The 24599-nt window shown below is 37.9% G+C and carries 26 protein-coding genes and 1 pseudogene; 8 read left to right on the forward strand and 19 right to left on the reverse strand.

Annotation, left to right across the window (positions count from 1 at the left end; translation table 11 throughout):
- Window positions 1–16: 16 nt before the first annotated feature.
- The 12 genes from agaV to QUF73_07010 all read right to left on the reverse strand — a co-directional run bounded on the left by agaV (window position 17) and on the right by QUF73_07010 (window position 11914).
- Window positions 17–490, reverse strand: a complete 474-nt coding sequence (gene agaV / locus QUF73_06955) for a PTS N-acetylgalactosamine transporter subunit IIB (protein MDM5225951.1) — start codon at window positions 488–490, stop codon at window positions 17–19.
- A gap of 21 nt (window positions 491–511) precedes the next feature.
- A complete protein-coding gene (locus QUF73_06960) occupies window positions 512–1681 on the reverse strand; it encodes an SIS domain-containing protein (GenBank protein ID MDM5225952.1) in 1170 nt (389 codons plus the stop codon).
- A 36-nt stretch (window positions 1682–1717) separates the two neighbouring features.
- Complete coding sequence (locus QUF73_06965; protein ID MDM5225953.1) at window positions 1718–2629, reverse strand: ROK family protein; 912 nt, start codon at window positions 2627–2629, stop codon at window positions 1718–1720.
- Window positions 2630–2750: 121 nt separating this feature from the next.
- Window positions 2751–3482, reverse strand: a complete 732-nt coding sequence (locus QUF73_06970) for a GntR family transcriptional regulator (GenBank protein MDM5225954.1) — start codon at window positions 3480–3482, stop codon at window positions 2751–2753.
- 281 nt (window positions 3483–3763) lie between these two features.
- Window positions 3764–4597: a carbohydrate ABC transporter permease gene (locus tag QUF73_06975; protein MDM5225955.1), complete on the reverse strand. Its 834-nt coding sequence runs from the start codon at window positions 4595–4597 to the stop codon at window positions 3764–3766.
- A gap of 14 nt (window positions 4598–4611) precedes the next feature.
- Window positions 4612–5514, reverse strand: coding sequence for a sugar ABC transporter permease (locus QUF73_06980; GenBank protein MDM5225956.1), 903 nt, complete (start codon window positions 5512–5514; stop codon window positions 4612–4614).
- A gap of 107 nt (window positions 5515–5621) precedes the next feature.
- Window positions 5622–6872 carry a sugar ABC transporter substrate-binding protein gene (locus QUF73_06985; protein ID MDM5225957.1) on the reverse strand — a complete coding sequence of 417 codons (1251 nt, stop codon included), beginning with the start codon at window positions 6870–6872 and terminating at the stop codon, window positions 5622–5624.
- A gap of 218 nt (window positions 6873–7090) precedes the next feature.
- Entirely contained in the window at window positions 7091–8365 is a 1275-nt protein-coding gene (locus QUF73_06990; protein ID MDM5225958.1) for a Gfo/Idh/MocA family oxidoreductase, read from the reverse strand.
- A gap of 92 nt (window positions 8366–8457) precedes the next feature.
- Window positions 8458–9507 carry a LacI family DNA-binding transcriptional regulator gene (locus QUF73_06995; GenBank protein MDM5225959.1) on the reverse strand — a complete coding sequence of 350 codons (1050 nt, stop codon included), beginning with the start codon at window positions 9505–9507 and terminating at the stop codon, window positions 8458–8460.
- Between the two features lie 104 nt (window positions 9508–9611).
- Complete coding sequence (locus tag QUF73_07000) at window positions 9612–9944, reverse strand: rhodanese-like domain-containing protein (protein ID MDM5225960.1); 333 nt, start codon at window positions 9942–9944, stop codon at window positions 9612–9614.
- A 280-nt stretch (window positions 9945–10224) separates the two neighbouring features.
- Window positions 10225–11010 (reverse strand): SDR family oxidoreductase, encoded by a 786-nt coding sequence (locus QUF73_07005; GenBank protein ID MDM5225961.1) that lies wholly within the window; start codon window positions 11008–11010, stop codon window positions 10225–10227.
- Window positions 11011–11176: 166 nt separating this feature from the next.
- Complete coding sequence (locus QUF73_07010; protein MDM5225962.1) at window positions 11177–11914, reverse strand: SDR family NAD(P)-dependent oxidoreductase; 738 nt, start codon at window positions 11912–11914, stop codon at window positions 11177–11179.
- Window positions 11915–12087: 173 nt separating this feature from the next.
- Here QUF73_07010 and QUF73_07015 point away from each other — a divergent pair, with 173 nt between their 5' ends.
- Window positions 12088–12696 (forward strand): TetR/AcrR family transcriptional regulator, encoded by a 609-nt coding sequence (locus QUF73_07015; GenBank protein ID MDM5225963.1) that lies wholly within the window; start codon window positions 12088–12090, stop codon window positions 12694–12696.
- An 80-nt stretch (window positions 12697–12776) separates the two neighbouring features.
- Here QUF73_07015 and QUF73_07020 read toward each other — a convergent pair whose 3' ends face one another.
- The gene (locus QUF73_07020) at window positions 12777–14444 is read right to left on the reverse strand and encodes a M4 family metallopeptidase (protein ID MDM5225964.1); all 1668 of its coding nucleotides are present in this window, start codon (window positions 14442–14444) and stop codon (window positions 12777–12779) included.
- Window positions 14445–14889: 445 nt separating this feature from the next.
- On the opposite strand from QUF73_07020, the gene QUF73_07025 reads away from it, so the two are divergent.
- Entirely contained in the window at window positions 14890–15216 is a 327-nt protein-coding gene (locus QUF73_07025; protein MDM5225965.1) for a hypothetical protein, read from the forward strand.
- 54 nt (window positions 15217–15270) lie between these two features.
- On the opposite strand, the gene QUF73_07030 is transcribed toward QUF73_07025, so the two are convergent.
- A complete protein-coding gene (locus tag QUF73_07030) occupies window positions 15271–15921 on the reverse strand; it encodes a YdeI/OmpD-associated family protein (GenBank protein MDM5225966.1) in 651 nt (216 codons plus the stop codon).
- 25 nt (window positions 15922–15946) lie between these two features.
- The gene (locus QUF73_07035; GenBank protein ID MDM5225967.1) at window positions 15947–16399 is read right to left on the reverse strand and encodes an SRPBCC family protein; all 453 of its coding nucleotides are present in this window, start codon (window positions 16397–16399) and stop codon (window positions 15947–15949) included.
- Between the two features lie 163 nt (window positions 16400–16562).
- Here QUF73_07035 and QUF73_07040 point away from each other — a divergent pair, with 163 nt between their 5' ends.
- A complete protein-coding gene (locus QUF73_07040) occupies window positions 16563–16961 on the forward strand; it encodes a nuclear transport factor 2 family protein (protein ID MDM5225968.1) in 399 nt (132 codons plus the stop codon).
- Between the two features lie 414 nt (window positions 16962–17375).
- Window positions 17376–18365 carry a GMP reductase gene (guaC, locus tag QUF73_07045; GenBank protein ID MDM5225969.1) on the forward strand — a complete coding sequence of 330 codons (990 nt, stop codon included), beginning with the start codon at window positions 17376–17378 and terminating at the stop codon, window positions 18363–18365.
- Window positions 18366–18545: 180 nt separating this feature from the next.
- Here guaC and QUF73_07050 read toward each other — a convergent pair whose 3' ends face one another.
- Together QUF73_07050 and QUF73_07055 are read right to left on the reverse strand one after the other, a co-directional pair.
- Window positions 18546–18722, reverse strand: coding sequence for a hypothetical protein (locus tag QUF73_07050; protein ID MDM5225970.1), 177 nt, complete (start codon window positions 18720–18722; stop codon window positions 18546–18548).
- Window positions 18723–18862: 140 nt separating this feature from the next.
- On the reverse strand, window positions 18863–19312 hold the full coding sequence (locus QUF73_07055; protein MDM5225971.1) for a GNAT family N-acetyltransferase: 450 nt from the start codon (window positions 19310–19312) through the stop codon (window positions 18863–18865).
- A 240-nt stretch (window positions 19313–19552) separates the two neighbouring features.
- On the opposite strand from QUF73_07055, the gene QUF73_07060 reads away from it, so the two are divergent.
- From QUF73_07060 to QUF73_07070, 3 genes are read left to right on the forward strand one after another with little or no spacing between them, the layout of a single operon-like run.
- Window positions 19553–19918, forward strand: coding sequence for a DUF2089 domain-containing protein (locus QUF73_07060; protein MDM5225972.1), 366 nt, complete (start codon window positions 19553–19555; stop codon window positions 19916–19918).
- Window positions 19919–19931: 13 nt separating this feature from the next.
- Window positions 19932–20321 carry a hypothetical protein gene (locus QUF73_07065; GenBank protein ID MDM5225973.1) on the forward strand — a complete coding sequence of 130 codons (390 nt, stop codon included), beginning with the start codon at window positions 19932–19934 and terminating at the stop codon, window positions 20319–20321.
- Window positions 20322–20331: 10 nt separating this feature from the next.
- Window positions 20332–20613, forward strand: coding sequence for a hypothetical protein (locus QUF73_07070; GenBank protein MDM5225974.1), 282 nt, complete (start codon window positions 20332–20334; stop codon window positions 20611–20613).
- A gap of 305 nt (window positions 20614–20918) precedes the next feature.
- On the opposite strand, the pseudogene QUF73_07075 reads toward QUF73_07070, so the two are convergent.
- Together QUF73_07075 and QUF73_07080 are read right to left on the reverse strand one after the other, a co-directional pair.
- Window positions 20919–21247: pseudogene (locus QUF73_07075) on the reverse strand (YdeI/OmpD-associated family protein).
- A 466-nt stretch (window positions 21248–21713) separates the two neighbouring features.
- Entirely contained in the window at window positions 21714–22517 is an 804-nt protein-coding gene (locus QUF73_07080) for an extracellular solute-binding protein (GenBank protein MDM5225975.1), read from the reverse strand.
- A 1029-nt stretch (window positions 22518–23546) separates the two neighbouring features.
- Here QUF73_07080 and QUF73_07085 point away from each other — a divergent pair.
- Window positions 23547–24452 carry a LysR family transcriptional regulator gene (locus QUF73_07085; GenBank protein ID MDM5225976.1) on the forward strand — a complete coding sequence of 302 codons (906 nt, stop codon included), beginning with the start codon at window positions 23547–23549 and terminating at the stop codon, window positions 24450–24452.
- The last annotated feature ends 147 nt before the right edge of the window (window positions 24453–24599 follow it).

Genomic DNA, 24599 nt, shown 5'->3' on the forward strand with positions numbered 1-24599 from the left:
CACACCATCCTTTCCCTTAAAGGAATTTATAAATGTCATCTGGCCTTTCATCGGGAACACGGCGCACTTCGAGTTTCACACCATGTTCTTTTAGTTTGCGGAATGCTTCTTTGTCATCATCATCAACAGAAACGGTCGAGTAAATTTGTGTCTTCCCTTCAGAATAGTGCATATTTCCAATATTCACTTTGTCGATCGGAACACCTCCTTCAACAAGCCTCAGAACATCCTGAGGAGTTTTAGAAACTAAGAAGATATATTGATCTTCAGATGCATCATGAATAATGTCTGCAGTTGTCTCAATCGAGAAAAAACGGACACCGATTGCTTCAGGGACTACCATTTCCATTAAGTCTTGCTGTACTTCATCTTCAGCTACCTCATCATTTGCTACAACAATAAGGTTAGCCCCAAGGTGATTAACCCAGGTAACACCTACCTGACCATGGACAAGCCGGTTATCAATTCGAGTCAATAAAATGTTTGGCACTTTGTATTCCCCCTCTTTTTTTTAAAAGTTATATATGTTAACTCCTTTAACAACCCTATTAACCATCCCGGTTGGACTGGGATTATCAGGTGTTACACCCAGGTGGATGGAGTTAAACAACGCAAATAACTGTCCGATAATTAAGTAATTCAACGCAATCAGGTGGTCTTCCAGGTGAATATTCTCCTGCTCCGGAATAATAAAAGCGTAGTCACATAATTCATCAATTTCTTCATCAATGGTATTTGCAATTGCTACCACTGTTTTAGTGCCTCCATCATTCTTTAACTCTTGCAATAAATCAATCTCGTATTTTCTTGTATAAGGATCATTGGAAATAAAAACGAAAATCAGGGTTTCGTCATCAACTAGTGACTTCGGGCCATGTCTAAACCCAAGAACCGATTCGTGAAAAGTTGGTATCTTCCCGGAAGTAAGCTCCAGATGCTTTAAGCTCGCCTCCTGCGACAAGCCTTTTAAAGTTGACGAACCAAGATACACAACTCTTTTCTTATTGAGGCTGACAATACTTTTTAACGTTTCAAACTTCGTGGTTAAAATGCTCTCAGCGTTTTTGGAAACAGCTTCTGCTTTTTTCTTTAACACCTCGAATCGATCTAGCTGGAAAGTAAGGAGAGCAGAAAGGTACATACAGCTGAAAGAGCTTGTCATCGCAAACCCCTTGTCATTTGCTTTTTCCGGCATTAAAAGGAGCAAAGAATTGTCGTCTTTACCAGCTTCCTTTGCAAGCTGCCCATCTGGATTGCATGTGATGATTATTTGGCTAACATTGTTGATCAGCTTTTTAGCCAAGCTGTAGGTAGCAACAGATTCAGGGCTATTTCCACTTCTGGCAAATGAGACTAAAACGGTGGGAACCTCTGGCTTCAAATAATTCAGCGGGTTTGCAACAATATCCGTAGTCGAAATTGTGTCAATTTGATAAGGGAGTTCTTTTCTTAAATGAGGTGTTAACGTATCCCCAACATATGCCGATGTACCTGCTCCAGTAAAAATAATCCGTGCCTGTTTGGCAATTAGCTTTTGACTGATAAAATCCTTTATGACCGCTTTTTGTTTTTCGATAATACTAACTGTCTGAAGCCAGAGTTCCGGCTGTTGAAGAATCTCTTTTACAGTGTGCTGTGCGCCTTTTAGTTCTTCTTCGTGTAAATTTTTTACTGAACCCATAGGAATTCACTCCATTCATGTTATCTATTAACTTTCTTATAGAGGGCTGTTTTCCATCCTTTTTACCGAAGTTCGATACAGACATCCAAATAATCCGGCATCCGCTTTTAACTTGCTTAAATGCACCCTTTTTTCAATCCCCTCCTGAAGCGGGTTTTGCACTATATTTTTAAGTTCCTGTTTTATAAGATCAAAGAATTCAGGCTGGTTAATAATAACCCCTCCACCAACTACGACCAAATGTGGATCGACTATGGTAAATAGCTGATGTAATCCTCTTGCAATACACCTTGCAGCTCTATGAATCATCTCAGACGCCTGAATGTCATCACGATAATATAGGTCCATAACGTCAGCAACGGTTAATCCCGGGTTAAACATTTTCTCCGCTTTTACTCCAATGGCCGTTCCTGAAGCAAGATTCTCTAAGCTTGTGAGTTCATCCCCATTCTCCAATAGAGTGAGTCCGATCTCGCCAGCAATTCCTGCTCCGCGCAAAAATTTACCTTCAGATAGCAGACATGAGGAAATACCCGTACTAATCGTTACATAGGCAAAAGTCTCCTTTGCCATTTTCCATTCAGTCCATTCACCATAAGCCGCCATATACACATCGTTATCCATTACTATTTCTGCATTAGGAAAAAATATCTTGAGCTTTTCTCTAAGGGGAAAATTCCTCCATGGCAGATTATTTTGATAAACAGCAAGCCCATTAACTGAATCCACTTTTCCTGGAATCCCCAATCCAATGAAGCTGATTTCTTCAGGTTTTAGTTTTTCTGCTTCCATTATTTGAAAAAACAAGGCAAGTATACAATCAAATAACGCATTTGCATCAACTGATACACTATCAGCCTGTACTCGCTGTTTTAATGTCTTTTCCTTATCAGAAACAAAGGCAGCTGCGATCTTTGTACCGCCGATGTCAGCTATTAATGCTGTCATATTTCTACTCCCTTCTGAATGTTTTCAATAATTACAACCCGTCTACAGGAAGATGGGTTGTTGGTACAAGTTAGAGGAAATTATAACTCATAGCCTTGACACTATGAGTCATTAATACCTATTATGTCAGTTCAGTATAGAAACGGCAGCGGTCACCGCGGACAATAGATCGGCAAAACTCTACAGGCTTTCCTTCTTTATCAAATGCTGTCCTTTCTAAAAGTAATGCAGGAAGACCTTCCTTGGTCTGAAGAAACTTGCTCTCATCAGCCCGGATAAGAACTGGCTCAAAAGCTTCTTTTGCTCGCGTAACGACAACATTAAATTGCTGATCGAGCAAATCATATAGTGATATCGAACCAATTTCATTTAACTTGGTCATATCAGGTACCGTCTCTTTTGTAAAAAACGATGATTCCAGAATAAAGGGTTCGTCATTCGCACATCTCAAACGTTTTAATTCAATAACATTGCTGTCATTTTTCATTTGCAGCCCTTCTTTAATTTTGGCACCAGGCTTGACTTCCCGAATATCTATAATAATGTCTTTAGGATTCATTCCATGCTCTTTAAGGACTTTGCTAAAACTATAAAAACCCATTAATGGCTGCTGAAACTTCGGCTTTGAAACGAAAGTGCCTTTGCCTTGGATTCTATACAAAACCCCATCCTGAACAAGCTCTTCGATCGCTTTTTTTACTGTATTCCTGCTTACTCCATACTCTTCCATTAATTGATTTTCAGAAGGAACTTTGTCTCCAGTATTCCAATTACCATTGTCAACCGAATCCTTTAATATCTCTTTAAGCTGATGGTAAAGCGGGATAATACTATCGTGCTGCAATTGTTTCATTGAATCCATTTCCTCCAGTTTGTGCTTTAGCAACATTAATAATTTGAAAATTTAATTAAATTATACCATTTAAAGTTACCGTGTCAACCCAACAACCCATTTTATATCGCATCAATTAATGGGCATTTTCGACAAAAGTCTGAAATTAGCTAATAATCTATTGCCCGCCTCTAATAATCACTTTTTAATGATGGGTTGTTGGGTTAAGTTGATTCAAATAATACTTATAGACAAACAACAGAGGAGTTTTGAATGTGAAAAAATATAAAATAATTCTCTTTTTATTTTCCTCCCGTAACAGCAATCCCTTCAATAAACTGCTTCTGAAGGAAGATAAACAAGATCAGCATTGGCAGAATGGCTAAGAAAGATCCAGCCATGAGAATTGGGTAATTGGTCAAAAACTGTCCCTGAAGTGAGGATAATCCCACTGATAGAGTCATAGACTCAGGTGAACTATTGACAATCATCGGCCACATCAATTCATTCCAGCTCCAGAGTGTTGTAAAGATCCCAAGAGCGATTAAACCCGGCTTTGCAAGCGGGAGCATCACCTTCCAATAAATTTGAAAATGGTTGCATCCATCAAGTCTTGCTGCCTCCTCCAATTCTTTGGGCAGTCCCATGAAAAACTGCCGCAACAGAAACGTGCCAAACGCACTGAACAAACCTGGTACAATGACTGCCTGCAGGGAATTGAGCCAGCCTATTTTCACCATAATCATATATTGGGGCAACAGGAAAACTTGCCCAGGCACCATTAATACAGTAAGCGCTAACAAAAATAGAATGTTTCTCCCCGGAAATTCAATTCTGGCAAAGGCATATGCAGCTAATGAACATAGGAACAATTGGCCGGCTGTCCGAAGAACTGTAATAATTACGGTATTGTACATAAATTTGAAAAAGGGCAGGAGTCCAAATACCTCTTTATAATTTCCCCACTGAAAATCTTCGGGAATCAAAACCGGGGGTACTTGAATCGATTCAGCATACGTCTTTAACGAAGTAAGGATCATCCATAAGAAAGGCAGAACCATTGCTGCAGCCCCAATAATCAGGATGAAATGGAAAAGGAATGTTCTACTTGTAATAAGCTTAAGCGCTCTGTCCATCGGCATCACTCCCTTTAATCATAATGAACCCACTTTTTCTGAAGAACCATCTGGATGGCTGTAATTATTAAAATAACCGCTAATAAAAGGACGGAAATAGCCGCAGCATATCCTTTATCATTTAATACAAATGCATGCTGATAGAACAAATAGACGATAGACTGTGTACTTTCAAGCGCAGTGCTGCTTTTCCCAATCATCATGAAAATCAAATCGAATACTTGAAAAGCACCAATAAGTGACATAATGGACACAAAGAAAATAACCGGTGAAAGCAGCGGCAGTGTAATTTTAAAAAACACAGTGACAGGACCTGCCCCATCTATTTCTGCTGCCTCATAATACATCTTTGGAATGCCTTGCAGCCCTGAAAGGAAAATGACCATATTGTAGCCAATACCGCTCCAAATCGCTACCGCAATTATCGAATATAAAGCAATTTTGGGATCACTTACCCACTGCGGCCCTTCGATTCCGACCAAGGATAATAAATAATTAAACATCCCGTAGTCTGCGTTATACAGCCATTTCCAGACCATCGCAATGGCAGCAGGCATAGTGATGACTGGTAAAAAATACAAAGTCCGGTAAATAGATTTACCTTTTATATTCTGATTTAAAAGAACAGCCACAATAATAGACAGGAAAATTCCAATCGGCACGGTAAAAATGATATAGATGCTTGTGTTTTTAAATGCTTGCAGGAGAGCTGCATCCTCAAGCAATCTCTTATAATTGTCTAATCCTGTCCACTCATACTGTCCAAATGCACCCCATTCGGTGAAGCTAAAGTAAAAATTCTGAACAATGGGCCACAGATAAAAAATAAACAGTCCCAGCATTGTAGGTGCAATCATAAGATACGCCCAAAAATAGTCTGAACGCTTCCTTGTTTTGGCGAGACTCGAAACTTTTATCCTTCTGGCTGGTTTTACTTCTGTCTGAAGAGGTACCTCCTTCAAAGTCATCCCTCCTTAAATAAATGAAAGAGAAGAATAGCAAAATCCTTCTCTTCAATTACTAATTACTTGGACAATGCCTCATTTGCTTTCTTTGTCAGTTCTTCTGCTGCTTCTTCAATACTTATTTCCTCACTCCAGGCTTTTTTAAGTACATCTGTTTCGTACTGCCAGATTTCCCCGGTGTTTTCCACACTTGGAAGAGGAACTGAATATTCGGCTCCATCAATAAATGCCTGAAGGTTTAAATCAGGAACTGATTCTTTCCATGCATCCTGTGTACCATTAAATGCCGGAATGACGGTTCCCGTTTTGGCAAAGACTTCTGCTGCTTCTTTAGAACCAAGGAATTGAACAAACTTCCAAGCTTCTTCTTGATGTTTTGTATTCGAAGATATTACATTGGAAAGCCCGTGAATAGAAACGGCACGTTTTTTCCCTTGTGGAACCACCGCTACATCTAAATCGGGATTTTTCTTATATTCAGGAACCATCCAAGGACCATCGAACATCATCGCTATCTTTCCAGATGAGAATAATTCAGAAGCAGCCGTTTCGGTCATCTGCGCTTGAGTTGGAGAGAGTCCTTCTTTTATAAAGCTGACATTGTATTCTAACGCCTCGATTGCTTCAGGTTTGTCGAACCCTGCGGACTTGCCATCCTCAGAAATGATATAGCCGCCATTCTGCCAGATGAAATCATAATATCCGCCTTGATTGCCCATTAATGCCGCATAGCCCCAAATTCCTTTTTCTTTGTCAGTCAGCTCTTTCGAAGCTTCCTTCAATTTTTCCCAATCCCATGTTTCATCCGGGTAGGATACTCCGGCTTCATCAAAGATTTTCTTGTTATACCATAGCCCAGTTGTATCGTAATCTTTTGGAATTCCATAAATATCTCCATCTACCGTGTACAGATCAATCAATGATTCCGGATAATTATCTAAGCTATAGTTGTCCTTTTCCGCCATTTCACTTAATGGAAGAATGACCTTCCCTTCTGCATACTGAACAACGTGTGCACCATTCATCCATAAAACATCTGGCAAAGCTCCGCCCGTTGCCGCTGTTTCGAGCTTTTGAAAGTATTGGCCATAAGGTGTGATTTCTGTTTTCACTTGAATGTCAGGATATTTTTCATTAAATAACTTAATAATTTCTTCAATCGCAGGAACCTGCTTTTTATCCCAGAATCCATACGTTATCTCAACCTTGCCATCTTTATCTCCGCCGGATGCTGCATCACTATCACTGCAGCCTGATAGGCCAATCACACCTAATACAACGGTTAATAGCATGATGATCCATTTCTTCATCTCATTTCCCTTCTTTCCTAAAGTTTTTTGTTTACCTAACTCAAAACATAAGGGGTTTATCTCTAGATGAATAAAAATGTTATAGACGATAAGTTATTTATAGCGTTTACCACCTCCTTGGATAACGTTTTCCAAACACTCAGGTTTCTGCATTAAGATATAATCTTAACTGGTCAAATATATTGCAACACTGCTTAAAGAGCTGTGTTTGCAAACTTTTAAACTTGAATATTCCCAATTAAACTATGATAATATTCATCTATATTGATAGATTGACCCTGGTTTAACCGTGACTCTTCCGCCGCAAATGCCATTAGATGACTTCTTACAGATGCGGAAACAGAAGAAACACTGTCCTCTTTATTACCGTTCCGGACTTCTTCCAGGAAAAGTCTCATAATTCCGCGGTCTCCACCGCCATGCCCGCCTACTGGCTGATCGAAATGAATCACTTTTTCCTGGCTGGTTAGGAAATCAAAAATTGAGATTTTATTTTCTTCCATGTTTCCACGGATTTCACCTTTGGTTCCCATTATTTGAACGATTCGAGTTTGTTCTCTTGTAAAACCGCACATGCTGAAGGCAGCAGTTGCTCCTCCCTCAAATTCCATATTGACAACCTGATGGTCGACGACATTATTATCTGAACGATATACACACTTTCCATAAGGGGTTTTATTCAAGGCTTCAATTATGCCTTCGTTTGTATAGTCTTCTGTGAATTTTTTTGCCCAGCCTCTTCCTTCACCGAGATAATACCGTCCTGCATGGAATGGACACTCAAGCTCGGCAGGACATCCATCCAAGCATCGCAGCGGGGCTCCTTCCGGGGCATTTTCCGCTTTAAAATGCATCAGGGATCCATACGAACTTAGTCTTTTACATGGTTTTCCCAGTACATATGAAATGATATCCATGTCATGACAGGACTTCTGGAGGATCATTGGACTTGATTTTTCTTTGTTATTCCAATTACCTCTTACAAAGCTGTGTGACATATGCATAACTTCAACATTTTCATTTAATTGAAGAGATACAACATCACCGATCTCCCCTCTGGAAATTACCCTTTTAATAGCTTTCCAAAAGTCGGTATACCTGAGCACATGGCATATGGTCAGCTGCCGGTTATATGTTTTTGCTTGCTGTTCCATTAATATACACTCTAAGGGGTCTGGTGACATTGGTTTTTCCAGGAGGACATGATACCCTTGCTCTAAAGCTCTCATCGTCACTTTGAAGTGATTTCTATCCAGGGTGCAGATAATGGCAATATCAGCAATCTGTTTGTCCAGCTGTGAGATCTCTTCCCATGATTCATAGCAATTTTCATTTGGAAGTTGATGTTCTTTCTGTATTCTCCCTCTCCTTTCCATATTCGGTTCTGCAACAGCAACAATCTTTAATTCATGGGGATAATCCAGCGCATATGGTGCATATGCTCTCGCCCCTCTGTCTCCAGCTCCTATAAGGAGCGCTGTCATTGTCTTCATGTTAATTTCTCCTCTCTATTGAGCCAAATAAATCCGGATATTTTCCTTAATTTATCCAAACGTTTTCCAAACGTTTTTAAAAAAAGAACCGCTTAGGTCCGTTTTTTAGAAGATGATTCGCGAATAACTAACTCAAATGGTAAAATAATTTTGATTGGCAGAACTACTTTTTCCTCTACCATTTCCATAATAGTTTTCGCGGCCATTTTTCCCATTTCATATTTGGGGATTTCTACTGTTGAAAGCGGCGGTGATGAATATTTCCCCATTTCAATATTATCCACTCCAAAGAAAGCAATATCTTCGGGGATTCTCAGCTGATTTTCTATAACTGCTCTCATTGCAGCCAGAGCCATTAAATCACTTGCACAAACCATAGCTGTCGGCAAGTCTCCAGAACTGCTTTTAAGGAGCTGGTTCATTCCCTCATAACTGTTTTCCATTTTCCATCTGGTATTAATAACCCATTCATCTCGAATAGAAAGGTCTGCTTCTTTCATAGCAGATTGATAACCTTTAAATCGTAATTCTTCATTTAAGTCCTGGAAGGCTTCATTTATTCCTCCGCCGATAAACCCAATATCACGATGACCCAGATTCACTAAATGCTGGACAACTTTTTCCAATGCGGCTACACGGTTATAATCTATAATGGCAATATCTTTATCGGAATAGTAGAAGTCAAGTCCCACAACAGGAATCGTTTTCTGAATGTAATCAATTAAGCTCTCATCAATACTGTCGATCAGCAGCAGTCCTTCAATCCCGAGATCATGAATTGTCTTGAGAAGAAGTGCTTCATTTTCAATCTCATCCTTCGTAATACTTATTAATGTATAATCATTTTCTGTTAAAGTATCACGAATACCAGTATAGATATTAGAAAAGTATGGATTTATTTCAGCCTGAGTAGGATTGGCAACCCAGCCAATTTTCATTGTCCTGGCATCACTTTTATTTTGTCTGTTGCTAACCAGATTTCTTGCATGCTGATTAGGTGTATACCCCAGCTCTTTGACAGCCTGCCAGATTTTATTTCTCGTTTCCTGGTTTACATTCCGTGTCTGGTCATTCTGAATAACTCTGGAAACAGTAGAAATAGAAACGCCAACATACTCCGCAATATCCTTTAATCTAACCACAAAACACACCTCTAGGCTGTAACTTCCTGCAGTAATCGCCGGAATTTTTTGAATTTAAATAGACTATAGCACCTAATTTTATTTTAAGTCAATAGCTTTAATATTTATTTATTTTTAATAAACTCCTTCCAGGCTGTAATTCCGCCTTCTAAAACAATAGCATTATATTCTTTTTCAGATAAGATGGCTGCACACCTGGCCGCAGAATTCCCTGTTGTGCATGCTACAATAATTTCTTTCCCCTTTGGCAATGAATTAGTTCCGGCTTCGAAAGTGTGATTTAAGATGTGTGTTTTTGGTATACTTAAACTTTCGATATTAGAACCTTCTAAATGATACGCTTTGTATTTTTCCTCTGCTCGTACATCTAATAAGGTGACCTTCTCTTTCTTCATTTTTTCATATAATTCCTTTGGTGAAATTTTATTAATTGCCAATGTGATCTGCTCCTTTTGTTTGTTAACTTTAAATTAATAATACCTCAAATTAAAAAATCTCTCACTATTCATAGAATAAAGACATGCCATCCATGCTGTAAAAAACAATTACAGCATAGACAGATGTCTTTTTTAATTCTTTATTTTTCCCCACTTGCCCCCAGCACTTGTTTTGCTATCTATATATATTCCTCCTGGCACAGATAATACAGCAAGTTTTTCTGTACTTTTTGGATATGAATAATCAGTTATAGAAATTAATTGTGCTATTCACATATGCTTAGTATTTATAAGATTGTCCCCCATCAATTGGAATAACTGCTGCGTTAATAAAGCTAGCTTGTTCAGATAGAAGGAAAGCCACCAAATACCCCACTTCTTCTGGTTTACCGAAACGTTTCATCGGGTTTGGCTCGACAAATTGTTTCCCTGCATCTTCCCAGTTTTCCGGATCTATTTGTTTTAATGAACCTTCGACCATCGGTGTCATAATGGCTCCTGGTGCAATAGCTTTGATGCTGATTCCGTATTGGCCATACTCAATTGCGGAGTTTCTTGTTAACCCAACAACTCCATGTTTGCTGGCTGCATACCCAGATTGGCTGCCTACCCCGCGAATACCTCCAACAGAAGCAGTGTTAACGATAGAACCAAAGCCTTGTTCTCTCATCACCTTCAATACATGCTTCAAACCGTAAAAAACACCGTTTAAATTGACGCTAACTACCTTTTGGAATTCATCAATGCCAAAATCCTCTGTCAGGTTTTGCTTTCCTTCGATTCCTGCGTTATTGAAGAAGCCATCAATCTTACCGAAATATTTCACTGTTTCATTCACATAATTTTCTGCAGCTTTTTCGTCTGCCACATTTGCTGTGATCAGAATCATTTCAGTATTTGGTGCAGCTTCCAGCACTTTATTTTTGGTTTCTTCTAATGAAGCCCCATTTAAATCTACCAGTGAAAGTTTTGCTCCTTCTTTTGCTACTTGTATGGCAGAGGCTTGACCCAAACCTGATCCTGCACCAGTTATTAAAATTACTTTGCTGTCAAATCGATTGTTCATAGTAATAACCTCCTCGTTTTGTTTATACATTTTTGGGCTCATTTAAATCTCTTATTTTTACTTTCAACTAAGATATCTTTACTTAAAGATATTTAGTCTTAATGTTCCTCTTCTCTCAGAAGTACACAGGGAGTTTTATAAATCAAACCAGTAAATTGTTCATGATTTATTGAGCCGTATAGCCGCCATCTACCGTTAAGCTGCTTCCAGTCATGAATGAAGAATCATCAGAAGCCAAGAATAATACTGCTTTTGCCATTTCTTCTGCTTTGCCAAGTCGCTTTACTGGAGTAGCAGCAACTAAAGCCTGCTTGCTTTCTTCCGGAATAATTGGCGTATCAATAAATCCAGGGCATAAAGCGTTGATGCGAATATTTTGTTCTGCGTATTCAAGTGCAAGTGAGCGGGTTAAGTTAATCACTCCGCCTTTCGCGGCATTATAGGCGGCTGAACCCGGAGATCCTACGAAACCATACATAGATGCAGTATTCACAATCGTACCGCCGCCTGTTTTCAGCATTTCTCGAATCGATTCACGTGCTACTAAGAAGACACCATCCAAATCAACATTTACGGTTTGGCGCCATTCCGAGTATTCTAAATCATGGGAAGGGTGAACACGTCCAATTCCAGCATTGTTAAAGACAATATCCACTTTCCCAAATGATTCGGCAGTTTGCTTAAAGATATTTTCTACCTCTTCTTCATTCGTAATATTAGCTTTAATAAATAGAGCAGCGAAGTTAAGCGCTTTCAATTCTGCCTCAAAAGCCTTTCCTCTTTCCTCATTTAAATCGACTATAACCACTTTGGCACCTTCTGAAGCAAATAAACGGGCTGTTGCCGACCCTATACCGGATGCTCCACCGGTAATTACAGCGACTTTGTCTTGTAATTTTGCCATTTTACATCCTCCTAATGTTAAAATTTTAGCCAGACACAAATGATAATTTTGTCTGATATTGCTTACAATTTAATTGTACTCCTTTGTACACTTTAAACAATCAATAAGATATGATTAAGTGTCTACTGGATAGACATTTATGTACAATCTGTCTATTTTGGGGAGGTTTTATTATGAATACTGAGCAAAGTACAGCATCTCAACGGCAAAACCGAACAAAGGAACATTTAAAGCAAGCTTTAATTGATCTCATAAAAGAAAAAGGCTACCATTCCGTTACAGTAAAAAACATTGTTGAATATGCTTCCTATAATCGGAGTACATTTTATATCCATTATGAGGATAAAATTGATTTAGCTGAAGATCTAAGAATTTCGATGCTTCAAGGGCTGCTTACTTCGGTGGGCGAGCCATATATACCAGGAAACAAAGTCTATACAGCCAAGCTTAATGCTCCATCTTTTAATATCGTTTCTTTTATATACAAAAACCGGAATTTTTTTGAACTCATTAATTATGAAGACACTTTACCGGGATTACATACACACTTTCCACAAACAATTCTAAAAATCTATAAGGAACAATTTGTATTCGAGACAATTAACAATATCCCGGTCAATATGGACTACTTTAAACGCTATACAGCTTATGGCTTTTACGGACTCCTTCAAAATTGGATTCAACAGGGATTTGTAGTATCTCAGGAGGAATTTATCCAAGAAGTCATTAATTTAACAAAAACGCATATATACTCTCTTAAGTATATTGGAAAGAACGAATGAGCTCATGGCCCTCTTTCAAAACAGAGTAAATAAAACAGGCATTACTCAACTGAGTAATGCCTGACTCCCTTAATATTTACTTAGTATATTCCCACCGCATTAAATCCAGCATTAACTGCAGCTTCTTCTCCGCTGCCTTCCCCATAAAGATCAATGGCAGCCTGAACAATAGCCTGACGTGCATCGCTAAAATCAGAATTAGAGGTTAAATAAACAGTCAAAGCACGGTAATAAATTTTTCCCAGCTTCTCCCTGCCAAGTTCCTGTCCAATCAGGTACGCTGCATGGTTTGTTATGGAAGAATTCACATGGACTCCGCCATTATCGACATTTAATGGCATGTCGTAATATTCATCCATATGAGCCGGATAGACTCCGCTGCCATATGCTGCTCTTTGCGGATTACTTACGACAACACTGTTAGGATCGCTTAAGCTGCGCAATCTCGTAACACCGTCAGCTTTAGCAGCAGGCGCCATAATGTCCTCGCCCATTTCCCAGTCTCCATCATCAACAAGTACACCAAAAACATCAGCAAATGATTCGTTAAGGGCTCCAGATTGATTTCGGTATGCAAGGTTAGCAGTATGAGTGATTACTCCATGAGTCATTTCGTGGGCAGCAACATCAAGGCCGGCTGATAATGAAATGAAAAACTCACCATCCCCATCGCCATAAGCCATATAACGGCCGTTCCAGAAAGCATTATTGTAATCTGTGCCCATGTGAACATAAGAATTGATAGCCATTCCTTCCCCATCGAGAGAATTGCGGCCATGCTCATTTAAGAAATACTCATATACCCTCTCGGAATTGTAATGTGCATCTACTGCAGCCCGGTCATAATCCCCTATAAATGCAGCGGAATTCCCGACATAAAGAGCATCATTATTTGAATCCCAATCATTTTTAGAATCAAATGTAAAGATCCCATCAAGATTTTCATGAGAGTAATCCGCTAACGCAAACCTTGTTCCTGATCCCTCTTCCTTCGCTCGGGTAATATGCAGCTCCCTATGATCCCCATGAACCCCTTTACCAAAACCTTTTTGTGTTTTATTTTCTTCAGCATGCATTATGCCATTGTATTTATCAATAACATTACCTGTCTTTGCATCTACAAACACAAACCAGTTTCCAGGCTCATCCCCCATGAAGTTTACATTTACTTTATAAGCAGTATGATTTTTCCCTTCAAATGGATAGACAACAAGCTCCGATGCTGGCTCATATGTAAGTTCTGATGGTGCGCTGACAGCGGATAATGCTTCTTTGATTGCAGCTTCACTGCTTAAGGTAACTGCCGTGTTCACAGCATTATCGGCAATTGCCTGATTTACTCTTCCATTAACGGTTACTACTTCATTATTCTCATTATAATGAACAATTACTTCGGATCCTTCTACAGCCACACCATTGATTGTCTGATTAAAACGGACGTGAGTCATACCGAGGTCATCCTTTTGTACATCTTTCACTTTCAGATTTTTATCAGGGTTTTTGATACCTGTTTTATCCTGGTGCTTCTTTAAATATGTTAATGCATTGGAGGGAGAGCTGGAAGAGAATTTCTCTACAAATCGCTCTTTCACAAATAAAGGAACATTTGCTTTTTCATTCCACTCATTGGAAGCTTCTCGATGATGGACCTTTGCCGAATCTGCCGGCTGGGCAAAAACATTTACCGGGATCGAACCCGCCAATAAGGCGGATGACAACAATACGGGTGCAAGCAGCTTTTTTTTCAATCTTTGGACCTCCTATAATTTAGATACTCTAAATTATAGAATAGGAGATTATAATTCGAATGAATAATAAGAATTATTTATATATTAAAAAAACTGTCGATTCGATAGTAAAAAATTACCAAAAGTTAGTCCTGATGCAGGAGGCTATGAAAATACAGTTCATTTCTACCAGATTTCAGCAGTTCGCAAATCTGTTTTGTCCTTCCTGTGTACGACAAAGCTTATGGATTGAAATAAATGAGCTTACAATGGTAAAGACGGAACGAAGTGAAAAGGATTATAAAACACTATAAAAAAAGAAAAATCGTAAAACCGTTGAAAGGATATCAGGATGAGCAATCCTTTTTCATAAACAACCCCTTTTTATCTATTAAAAAAGTTTTGATAAGATATGAACCTTATAATAGTATTAAGGCATGAAATTACTTCGAAAGGTGAATGCTATATGGGAAACATACATAATACGTTTGGTTTAAACAAATTCAAAACGATGAAGGAAACACCAAAAGCTGTTGAATTTAAAAATATGGTAAACAATGAAGTCATTTATTTACTTCCAAACAAGGAAATTACGATCGTTTTAAATCCAAAAACAGTAGAAGGAAAAAATGAACTGAAGGAAAAATCCACAGGTCTGCGACATAGCACAGCTCTCCGGGAATTCCCAAAACGGGAACATACGGGCAATGAACCGATCTGCTATGGGTATGCATATAAATTTACTTCTGATGATGAATTAGATGTATTTCTAGGTGAGTTAAATAATTTATAGTTTAAAAAAGGTTCCTGCCCCCTAATTACTAAAGTAACCTTGGCAGGAACCATATTATTTCTTCTTCTGCCTAAACAAATCAACGGATTTATACCCTTGTGATAAAATATCGACCATTTGTGCTTCGCGTTTCTCACGGGTCTTCTGCTGTTTAACAGAAAAGATGTAGCGAGCCCAATCCTTTTGGTAACCTGGGGTTAGTTCCTGATAAAATTTCAATTCATTTGGATGATCTGCTAAAATCTTTTCAATATCATTCACGTTATTTTCGTAATCAGCCACACATTGACTAGGAGCGGATGATTTTTTCTCCTTCTTCTTTTCACGCTTCAATCCAACAACCGTAAAGACATCATCCATACTTACCATCCTTGAAAATTTCACATCGCTATTTTCCACATACCCATCTTCTCCAACTTTCATTGCCGGAAAAATATCATCCCTATGAACGTATGTATCATACCGTTTATTCCCTTTTTTAGGATAAGCGAAAAATAAATATCCTTTTTCGAGCAGCTGCTCCTCAGCGATCACTTTTCGGATAAACTCTGTCATTTCATCAAGTGTTTCTACAAAGATGAAGATTGCATCATGCTCACCTGTTAAAGTGGTTTTGTATTCATTAAATACATCATAGTCACTTGGCTGGTTGAGCACAGCCAAATTATCATATTTATTAAGCTTTAATTTATCAATGATTGACATAACATATTACTCCTTTTAATTACTTTCACTTTTCTAAATAGTTTATTAAAGCATCCAAATCTTTCGCACAGGCTTTCTTAAAGGCTCCAGCCATCATCTTTCCAAACAATTTTGAAAAGCCTGTGAGTCCCTTAATCTCACCAAGTAAAGTAACTTCTGAAGCATCACCTGCTGAAGCGATTATGTATGTAAATAAAAATTCTCCTTTGCCTGTTGTTCCTTTGGTTCCATCACAGCGCAGTACAATTTTATTGGGCTCATCGAGTTCTACAACTTCAAAATGTTCAGCAGCTTCTTTTCCAAACATTTTCCTTGTCTCTTTCCACTGACTCCCCACTTTTAATGGCCCGCTCTCCTCCCGCTCTATTCCAACCAGACCATTCATCCAGTCCTTTGCCGAATCAAGATCGATTAAAGCTTTGTAGGCATTTTGTGCAGATACCTGAATGGATCTTTTCACTTCAAAATGGATACTCAAGCTAACTGCCTCCTTCGTAACTATTTCTAAAATATATCATAGATGAATTGTTAACTAATTAAAATCCGCATTAATACTTTTATTTTATAATTGTCATAATTTTAACTATACCTTATACTTCAAATAAAATTAATAATACCTGCAATATGAGAGGATGTTTCAAATGAGCACAGAGCAACAATCGAGGTCAAACCTATCCCTGAAAGAAAAAGCCGTTTCGTTTCTGCAGCTCGCAGCATCAGGCCAAGTCCGAGAAGCCTACCAGCGTTATATCAGCCCAGATTTTTCCCACCATAATCCCTATTTCCGCGGCGATGCTGATTCACTTATGCTCGCGATGGAAGAAAATGCAGCGCAAAACCCCAATAAAATACTTGAAGTCAAACTCGCGATTCAAGAAAATGAAACTGTTGCCGTTCATTCCCATGTGAAGCAAAACCTCGAAGACCTCGGAGGAGCAGTTGTACATATCTTTCGGTTTCAAGACGGCAAGATTGCTGAACTTTGGGATGTAGGACAGCCCATACCAGATGAATCGCCTAATGAGAATGGGATGTTTTAAACAAAATTAAAAAAATGCTTACTGCAACTGCAGCAATGTATGAAGGATCTCCATCTGGACGCCGCCGCTGTGTCAAGGCCCCCAATAAGGGAGTGGTTATGGTTGAAATACTGGGTGTAATAGCCAAAGCGAGATATGCCTTATAATTCATGTTAGTCTGAGGGAAAATTTTTAATGCATTATCACTTTTATGCGTTTTTACTTTAATGAGTTGAAATAATAAACAGAATTGTATAAAATTAAAGTGGTCGAACCCTCACAATTCGACCCCCTATTATCCATTGAGCTTAGGAATTTTCTAAGCTCTTTTTTAATGATGCTTCCTTGCCGGCTTGTATAAGATGGATGGAAACTGAAAAACCTATCTTGCAATGGCCGTACGTATTCAGCTTTGTTATCAATAGGAGGATTACAATGGAAAATGTATTCGATTATGAAGATATTCAATTAATTCCCGCAAAAAGCATCGTCAATAGCCGATCTGAATGTGATACAACGGTATTCCTAGGGGATCGTGCATTTAAACTGCCTGTGGTGCCTGCCAACATGCAGACGATTGTAGATGAGAAAATTGCCATATACTTAGCAGAAAACGGGTATTTCTATATCATGCATCGATTCGAACCGGAGAAGCGAATTTCTTTTATAAAAGATATGAAGGCACGCGGACTATATTCTTCGATCAGTGTTGGGGTCAAAGAAGGCGAATATGGGTTTATACAGCAAATTGCTAATGAAAAGCTTTCACCCGAATACATTACCATAGATATAGCTCATGGCCATTCCAATGCTGTTATCCAAATGATTCATCATATTAAAAAATACCTTCCTCAAAGCTTTGTGATTGCCGGCAATGTTGGAACCCCGGAAGCAGTCAGAGAATTAGAGAATGCTGGTGCTGATGCCACAAAAGTTGGCATTGGACCTGGTAAGGTATGCATCACAAAGATTAAGACAGGATTCGGAACGGGCGGCTGGCAATTAGCTGCACTTCGCTGGTGTGCAAAGGCAGCAAGCAAACCGATCATAGCAGATGGAGGTCTTCGCACCCATGGTGACATCGCTAAATCGATTCGATTTGGTGCAACAATGGTGATGATTGGTTCCTTATTTGCAGGACATGAGGAATCTCCTGGAAAAACAATCGAGAATGAGAAAGACGGAAAACTCTATAAAGAATACTTTGGCTCCGCCTCTGAATTTCAAAAAGGCGAAAAGAGAAATGTTGAAGGCAAAAGAATTTTAGTAGAGCACAAAGGATCATTAGCAGATACGCTGAAAGAAATGGAGCAGGATCTCCAGTCCTCCATTTCTTATGCAGGCGGCAACAAGCTGGATGCCATCCGTCATGTTGATTATGTTATTGTAAAGAATTCGATCTTTAATGGCGACAGGGTATTTTAAAACCCCATTAGATTTACCCATCTAATGAAAAATTCATTCTATTTATAAAACCACAGAAGATGCCTGCACTTTTCCATCAGGCAGGCATCTTCTGTGGTATCAGTATTTCCTTTTAAATTGGACAAACACTTACGAAGACACTCCAATTTAAAAAGCAGATATGTTATGTACTCTTTGAGGTTAAGATCCCATAGACTGCTCTACTGCATTTTCCCAGCTCGGAAAATAATACAGTGCATTTTTCATTAGCTCTGGGTTTGATTTCTTTACTTGCTTCTTTCGGGGCGGCTCCCCTTCTTTTCCCAACAGTTCAGAGATCCCGGTTAATACTTCTTCAACACTCATACTTGTTTCCACATCATTCCTCCTTTTTGAATTCAGCTATATAATTTCCATATAACGAAAAATTATTCAGCCTTCCTTCCATATTATTTATCAGTATTTAGCTGGTATTCTATCTGGTCCAAAAATCGCGCCCGTGGAATAAAGCTATCAAATTAAAAGATTAATTTCATCCCTTCATGACTCGCCAAAAATCCCAGCTTATTATAAAAACGATGAGCATCATTACGCTGCTTGTCCGTTGTCAATTGAACAAGACCACACCCCTGAGATTTCGCGATTGCAATTGCTTCTTTAAACAAGGCTTCCCCTACCCCATTTCCACGGGAGCAATGATCGACCCGGACCCCTTCAATTTGTGCGCGCTTCATCCCTTGTCGTGCTAAACCAGGAATGATTGTTAACTGAAGGCAGCCAATCACCGTCTGACCGTCTATCGCCAAAATGATCTGATTTCCCGCTTGCGCTTCTATTTCTGCAAATGCTTTATAATAACAGTCCGGCAAAGGTTCTTCATACTTCTCACGCTCAGCCCCTAATTCATCATCGGCAAGCAAGCGTACAATGGCTGGTAAATCATCTTCATTTGCTTTTCGAAAATGCATTGAAAAATCACTCCCCTAGCACGAAAATATTTAAGTACATCACTGATTACTTTCTATGAATATTTTACTTTCCCTTTTATTAGGCTCTTCTCATGAAACCTATTTGATTTCACCAAAAATCAATAATATTAAATAATTAATTAATATTATTTATTTTTTTATTAAAAATTTTAAATTTAATTATTTATATTTTTAATTTATTGTTATATAATCAAATAAAATAAAGGAAGGAATTTCATTATGGCTTATAAATTAATCACAGATTGTCCTGTCTGCAGTAAAACATTAAAAATTACGAAGCTGCATTGCTCTCATTGTCACACGACGATAGAAAATGAGTTTGAATTATCTAAGCTGGCATCATTATCAAAGGATCAGCTTCATTTTGTGGAGGTATTTTTAACATGCAGAGGGAATATCAAAGAAGTTGAAAAGGAACTGGGTATTTCGTATCCAACGGTTCGAGGCAAGCTAACAGACATTATTTCATCCCTCGGATACGTGCAGAAGAAGAAAAATGAAGCAGACGAGAAAAAAGTTGTCACCATGTTGGAAAATGGCGAAATCACACCAGAAGAAGCCATAAAGCTATTAAAAGAGGAATAAGGAGGAATTTATTATGAAAGAGGAAATTACAAGAGTTTTAACAATGGTTCAAGAAGGGAAAATTGATGCCGATAAGGGTTCAGAGCTGATCCAAGTATTAAAAGAGAAAGAAGCGACAGGTAATAAGGTATTAGAAAAAACGGCCAGATATTTAGATAAAACATTAAAAATTCGAGTTGTATCAGCCGAAAATGATAACGTCACCGTTAATTTGCCAATAAAACTTGTCAAGGCAGTATTAATGGCTGGACACAGCATCGCAGCGAGTATCCCCCAATCAGAAAAATACGTTAAAGATATAGATATAAGCCTTATTATAGAAGCAATCGAAAACGAATTAGATGGCCAAATTGTTGATATTAAATCGGCAAACGGAGATACCGTTTCGATCATCATTGATTAGTGAACTGCTTATGATGCATGTAAAAGTGAAAGCAAAAGACCTTCGGTTAACCATACCAATTCCATATGCTATATTAAACATTTTTATTTCATTATTATCTTCAAAATTTATTCAGCAAAATGCAAACAAATGGACAAAAGAGCACTTTGAAAGGAAAAAACTGGACTTTACCTTTCCGCTAATAGACAAAAAAACGCTAATGCCTATCGTCAAGGAACTGAAAAATTATAAGGGAATCGTGCTAGTAGATATCAAAGCTAAAGACGGTACTGAGGTTCAGGTAAGACTATAATTTATTATAGAATACACCGATCACGATTGGCTTTTAGGCTTTTAATTACTTTATTATAGCACCCTATTGCAGAAAAAAGTGAGTTCGTTTTTAATAAAAGCGTACCCTTAGAAATTTTTTCTTTACCCATTCTGTCCAATCCACAAAATTTCCTATAAATGTACTCCTTTATTCTACCAAATGGCCCTTTTCAAAAAGAATGGCACTTTTCTTGTTACGGAAAAGCGCCCTTTTCTGGAAAAACCTTAATTCTGAACATGTTCAAGACTAAGGAATTCTCTAGTTTGCTGATATTAAAAACTTTCTTATCGAATGTTCTTGTGCGAACCATCACAGTTGGGCTGTTTTTGAGATAGTCCACAAGTGCAATCATTTAATCCCTTTCCATCCAAAATTTTCGTCATACATCTTTCAATCCTTGATACTCGCGTTTTGGATTGTTTGGGTTGCGAAAAATGAAGAATATATGCTCTTTGCCGTTCCGGCTTTAATGCTTCAAAAGCAGTTTTCAAGGTAGGGATTTCATCGAATTCATTTTCAAGTTCTTCAGGAATTATGTATTCTTATGTTCTTTAGATTTGACTTCCAAACCGGCTTTTTCAACTTCAATGGCTTCATAAATATAGGCTTTCATTTACTCCTTCTAAATAGTTCTTTAAAACCTCAAAGTTACCCCAATTGTCAATCCTATTTGTGAGTTTTACAATTTTGCTAACTTCTTAGTCTAACCATCCGTAACGAGAAATCCTTCCACATTATTTCAACATCCTAAGAAAAAAGGCCTCCATTCTATCACCCTTTGAAAGAGGTGATGATCCTTCTGATTCCAGTAATCCATTAAAAACTATTTGAGCTGCATACCATCTTCAGTTTTTCATCAAGATTCTCTTCGTTACAGTCTAAAAATTTTGGTGGAATAGGAGAGTGTCAATGATAAGTCCATTATCCCAAATGGACATCGGACCTGTGGTTGTTTCATTTTTGGGCCCGATTATGAAAGATCCTAAGTCTTAAATATCCTTGGGATTGGCTAGCTGTTGATTAATTTAAGCAAATAAATGGCGACAATTGGCAGTCGGGATTTTTTGCAGTCATAAACACTATTTCCATCCCCATTTTTGAAAAATTTGGTGAGAGGACTCAGTTTTTAAATAATCTACGAATCGTTGGGAATCTTTTTTATTATCTGAGTTGTTTGTAAGAGCGATTGGGGTTCCCCTATAAAGCTTTTCTGAGTCTGGCAGTTCAACTAATTCTGTAACATCCTTAAGCCTGTAATGCCAAGATTCGTATGTAATCCACGCATCTAGCTTCGAATTGGATTTCCATAGCTCAATCGCTTCTGCGCTGGTTTTCACAGAAACATCAATATTTTTGCTAATTCCTCCAATTAACCCCTTTCTGCCCGCTAAATCTTCCCATAAACCAAGCTGTCCAGCACCATTTACATCTACAATTTTCACGCCACTTTTCGTTAAATCATCAAGAGAATGAATGTTCTTCGGATTACCTTTACGTACCAAAATACCTGCTGCTCTAGGATATAATTCTGTAAGTGAATTTTCATTTATCATCTCGGGATTGTTTAACATTAAGCTGCGGAGCATATACTCAGATCCTCCATATATGATGTCCGCATCTTTCTTCGCATCGTCAATCCAATTCGATTCTGGTCCAGCCGTCACTACTACTTCTATTCCTGTTTCAGCTGTAAATTTTTCTGCAGCCTCCTTTATGGGCCCCAATGGTCCTCCTGGCCCGTACACCTTAATAACCCCATCGTTCTTTATGGACCTAGACTGATCTAAAGACGCTGATGAATTATCCATGTTCGCGTAAACTGATAACCCGGCAACTGTTAACAAAAGCGAAAGCAAAGCAGTAATTAATAATGTTTTTTTCACCTGGATTCCTCCTTTTATTAAATTTAACCTTTTCAATTAAGGTAACGTTTAGATAAGTAAAACGGTTTGATAAAAATTCAAAAATAGGAGTATGGTCACTAGTGCTGACTGTTCCATTACGACCTTTGACTACCTATCACCTTCTCTTTCGAACATGACTTTCCCTCTCTAATCAATAGCGTGCTAATGAAGGAAACCTTTTTATGATGAATAATTAATGAGAAACCTTTTTTTCTTCAACATTGGTATAAACAATTTATATCTCACTCCTTTTCCACAAAATTCACAAACTAAATTTGTAGAAGAAACTTCTTCAACATGAGGTACTTGAATGGAGTGTATTCCTTTAATCAAATGTTTCTTACAAACATAGATCATTACAATCCCCACCTTACAGACAGATTTATTACACGAACTTCTAAGAAAACCCTTGTTTTTCTAACGCTTCAAGTTTCCCCCCTTAAATCGAATGAAAACGCTTTTATTTTTTTGATTATTTTTACTATTGTGATATTGATTATACTAATAAGTTGTAGTTAAATAAAATTAAAGATTTTAATTTGTAAGTAACCATTACTAATATCGAAAGATCCTAGTGGGATTCTTCCAAGCACTAAGAATAACAAGAGGTAAATACAAAGATCATTTTCCTATTAAACCTCGTATGTGTTACTAGTTTTTTTCGGATATAACAAAAAGCTGGGCCAATGAAAGGAAGTGGATAAGTAGCTCCAAAGTATTCAAATGATAGGATAATAACGGCAGCTTTTAGTGCTATTGTGCGATATCTTAGCAAATTCATCTCAGTAATGGTTTCAGCCTTCAGTTCTTCCATCGCAGTTAATCAAATCACAATGTCAGCTAAGGCACTAGCATCAATTCATTCTTGCTTAACAAGGGCATCATACCCTTTCTTGAAAATCAACTTTTCTTACATTCAAAATAATCTACCTTTGACTTCCCCAAAGATGGAGATAATACAATATTTATTTTGATCCGAATATACTAATAAAGGAGAAACTATGAACTATGAACTTTGAACAATTACTTTATATTGTTGAAGTCGCAAAACATAATTCTCTGTCTGTAGCAGCCCAGAACCTTCATGTGACTCAATCTGGTATTAGCCAGTCCATTACTGGTTTAGAAAAGGAATTAGGGCTAAAAATTTTACATCGCTCACGGGGTCACGGTGCTGTCCCAACCGATGAAGGTAGAATCATTCTTAAACAAGCCTACGAAGTGCTTAAAAAGCTAGAGGAAATAAAAGAGAAAGCAAACTCATTTAATTCGGCGGAAATAGGAGAACTAAAAGTATCTTCTGTACCGGGATTAACAACTGTTCTAGTTAAAGCGTTAGCTGCTTTTAGACAGGATTATCCACAAGTAAATGTAGAAATAAACGAAAAAAGTGTATCTTCTGTAATAGATGATGTTCGCCAGCATAAGACTGACATCGGACTGATTGCACATTCACCAGATTGGAATATAAACATGGAAGGAATAGCTTTTGAATCACTATTTGAAGGGAAGCAGAAAGTCTACGTTTCTAAACATTCTCCCTTAGCGTTTACCGGTACCATATCTCCACATGAAATACTAGATCAAATGCTCGTTACTTATTACGGTGAATTTATGCAATATTTCGTTCATGATTTCTTTAAAAAATATAAACCCTTGAAAATCTTATTTACAGCAAATAACTTGGACGGCATACTCCAAGCGATCATTGAAAATTTAGCTATTACATTTGCTCCTGATTTCATCATGAAAAATCATCCTTCTGTCATGAATGGTGATATCATTCCGATTGATTTAGTGAATCATGGGGCTGTCAATATTTCTTTTGGTCTAGCTCTATCTGAAGATAAACATTTATCCATTTTTCCCAACAAGTATATTCAATATCTAAAATCCGAAATTTCGCAAATTTAAGAAAAAAAGAGCAGCCACTTCGTCTATATATGGACGCTGGGCTTCTCTTTTTTACGGATAAACGAATAAAAAAGCTCAAAGTAACCTCGATAAGAAATGATGATTACTTTGAGCTTTTGAAAAACAAAGGAAACTTTCTAAGTGAAA

This window comes from Cytobacillus sp. NJ13, assembly GCA_030348385.1.
Classification (GTDB): domain Bacteria; phylum Bacillota; class Bacilli; order Bacillales; family Cytobacillaceae; genus Cytobacillus.

Excerpts from the sequence above, each read along its gene's own strand:
- QUF73_07065 (MDM5225973.1), top strand. The coding sequence starts at position 19,932 with ATGAAAGAGGAAATTACAAGAGTTTTAACAATGGTTCAAGAAGGGAAA.
- QUF73_07015 (MDM5225963.1), top strand. The coding sequence starts at position 12,088 with ATGAATACTGAGCAAAGTACAGCATCTCAACGGCAAAACCGAACAAAG.
- QUF73_06960 (MDM5225952.1), bottom strand. The coding sequence starts at position 1,681 with ATGGGTTCAGTAAAAAATTTACACGAAGAAGAACTAAAAGGCGCACAG.
- QUF73_06965 (MDM5225953.1), bottom strand. The coding sequence starts at position 2,629 with ATGACAGCATTAATAGCTGACATCGGCGGTACAAAGATCGCAGCTGCC.
- QUF73_07055 (MDM5225971.1), bottom strand. The coding sequence starts at position 19,312 with ATGCATTTTCGAAAAGCAAATGAAGATGATTTACCAGCCATTGTACGC.
- guaC (MDM5225969.1), top strand. The coding sequence starts at position 17,376 with ATGGAAAATGTATTCGATTATGAAGATATTCAATTAATTCCCGCAAAA.
- QUF73_07060 (MDM5225972.1), top strand. The coding sequence starts at position 19,553 with ATGGCTTATAAATTAATCACAGATTGTCCTGTCTGCAGTAAAACATTA.
- QUF73_07010 (MDM5225962.1), bottom strand. The coding sequence starts at position 11,914 with ATGGCAAAATTACAAGACAAAGTCGCTGTAATTACCGGTGGAGCATCC.
- QUF73_07025 (MDM5225965.1), top strand. The coding sequence starts at position 14,890 with ATGGGAAACATACATAATACGTTTGGTTTAAACAAATTCAAAACGATG.
- QUF73_07040 (MDM5225968.1), top strand. The coding sequence starts at position 16,563 with ATGAGCACAGAGCAACAATCGAGGTCAAACCTATCCCTGAAAGAAAAA.
- QUF73_06985 (MDM5225957.1), bottom strand. The coding sequence starts at position 6,872 with ATGAAGAAATGGATCATCATGCTATTAACCGTTGTATTAGGTGTGATT.
- QUF73_06990 (MDM5225958.1), bottom strand. The coding sequence starts at position 8,365 with ATGAAGACAATGACAGCGCTCCTTATAGGAGCTGGAGACAGAGGGGCG.
- QUF73_07005 (MDM5225961.1), bottom strand. The coding sequence starts at position 11,010 with ATGAACAATCGATTTGACAGCAAAGTAATTTTAATAACTGGTGCAGGA.
- QUF73_07085 (MDM5225976.1), top strand. The coding sequence starts at position 23,547 with ATGAACTTTGAACAATTACTTTATATTGTTGAAGTCGCAAAACATAAT.
- QUF73_06975 (MDM5225955.1), bottom strand. The coding sequence starts at position 4,597 with ATGGACAGAGCGCTTAAGCTTATTACAAGTAGAACATTCCTTTTCCAT.
- QUF73_07030 (MDM5225966.1), bottom strand. The coding sequence starts at position 15,921 with ATGTCAATCATTGATAAATTAAAGCTTAATAAATATGATAATTTGGCT.
- QUF73_06970 (MDM5225954.1), bottom strand. The coding sequence starts at position 3,482 with ATGAAACAATTGCAGCACGATAGTATTATCCCGCTTTACCATCAGCTT.
- QUF73_07070 (MDM5225974.1), top strand. The coding sequence starts at position 20,332 with ATGATGCATGTAAAAGTGAAAGCAAAAGACCTTCGGTTAACCATACCA.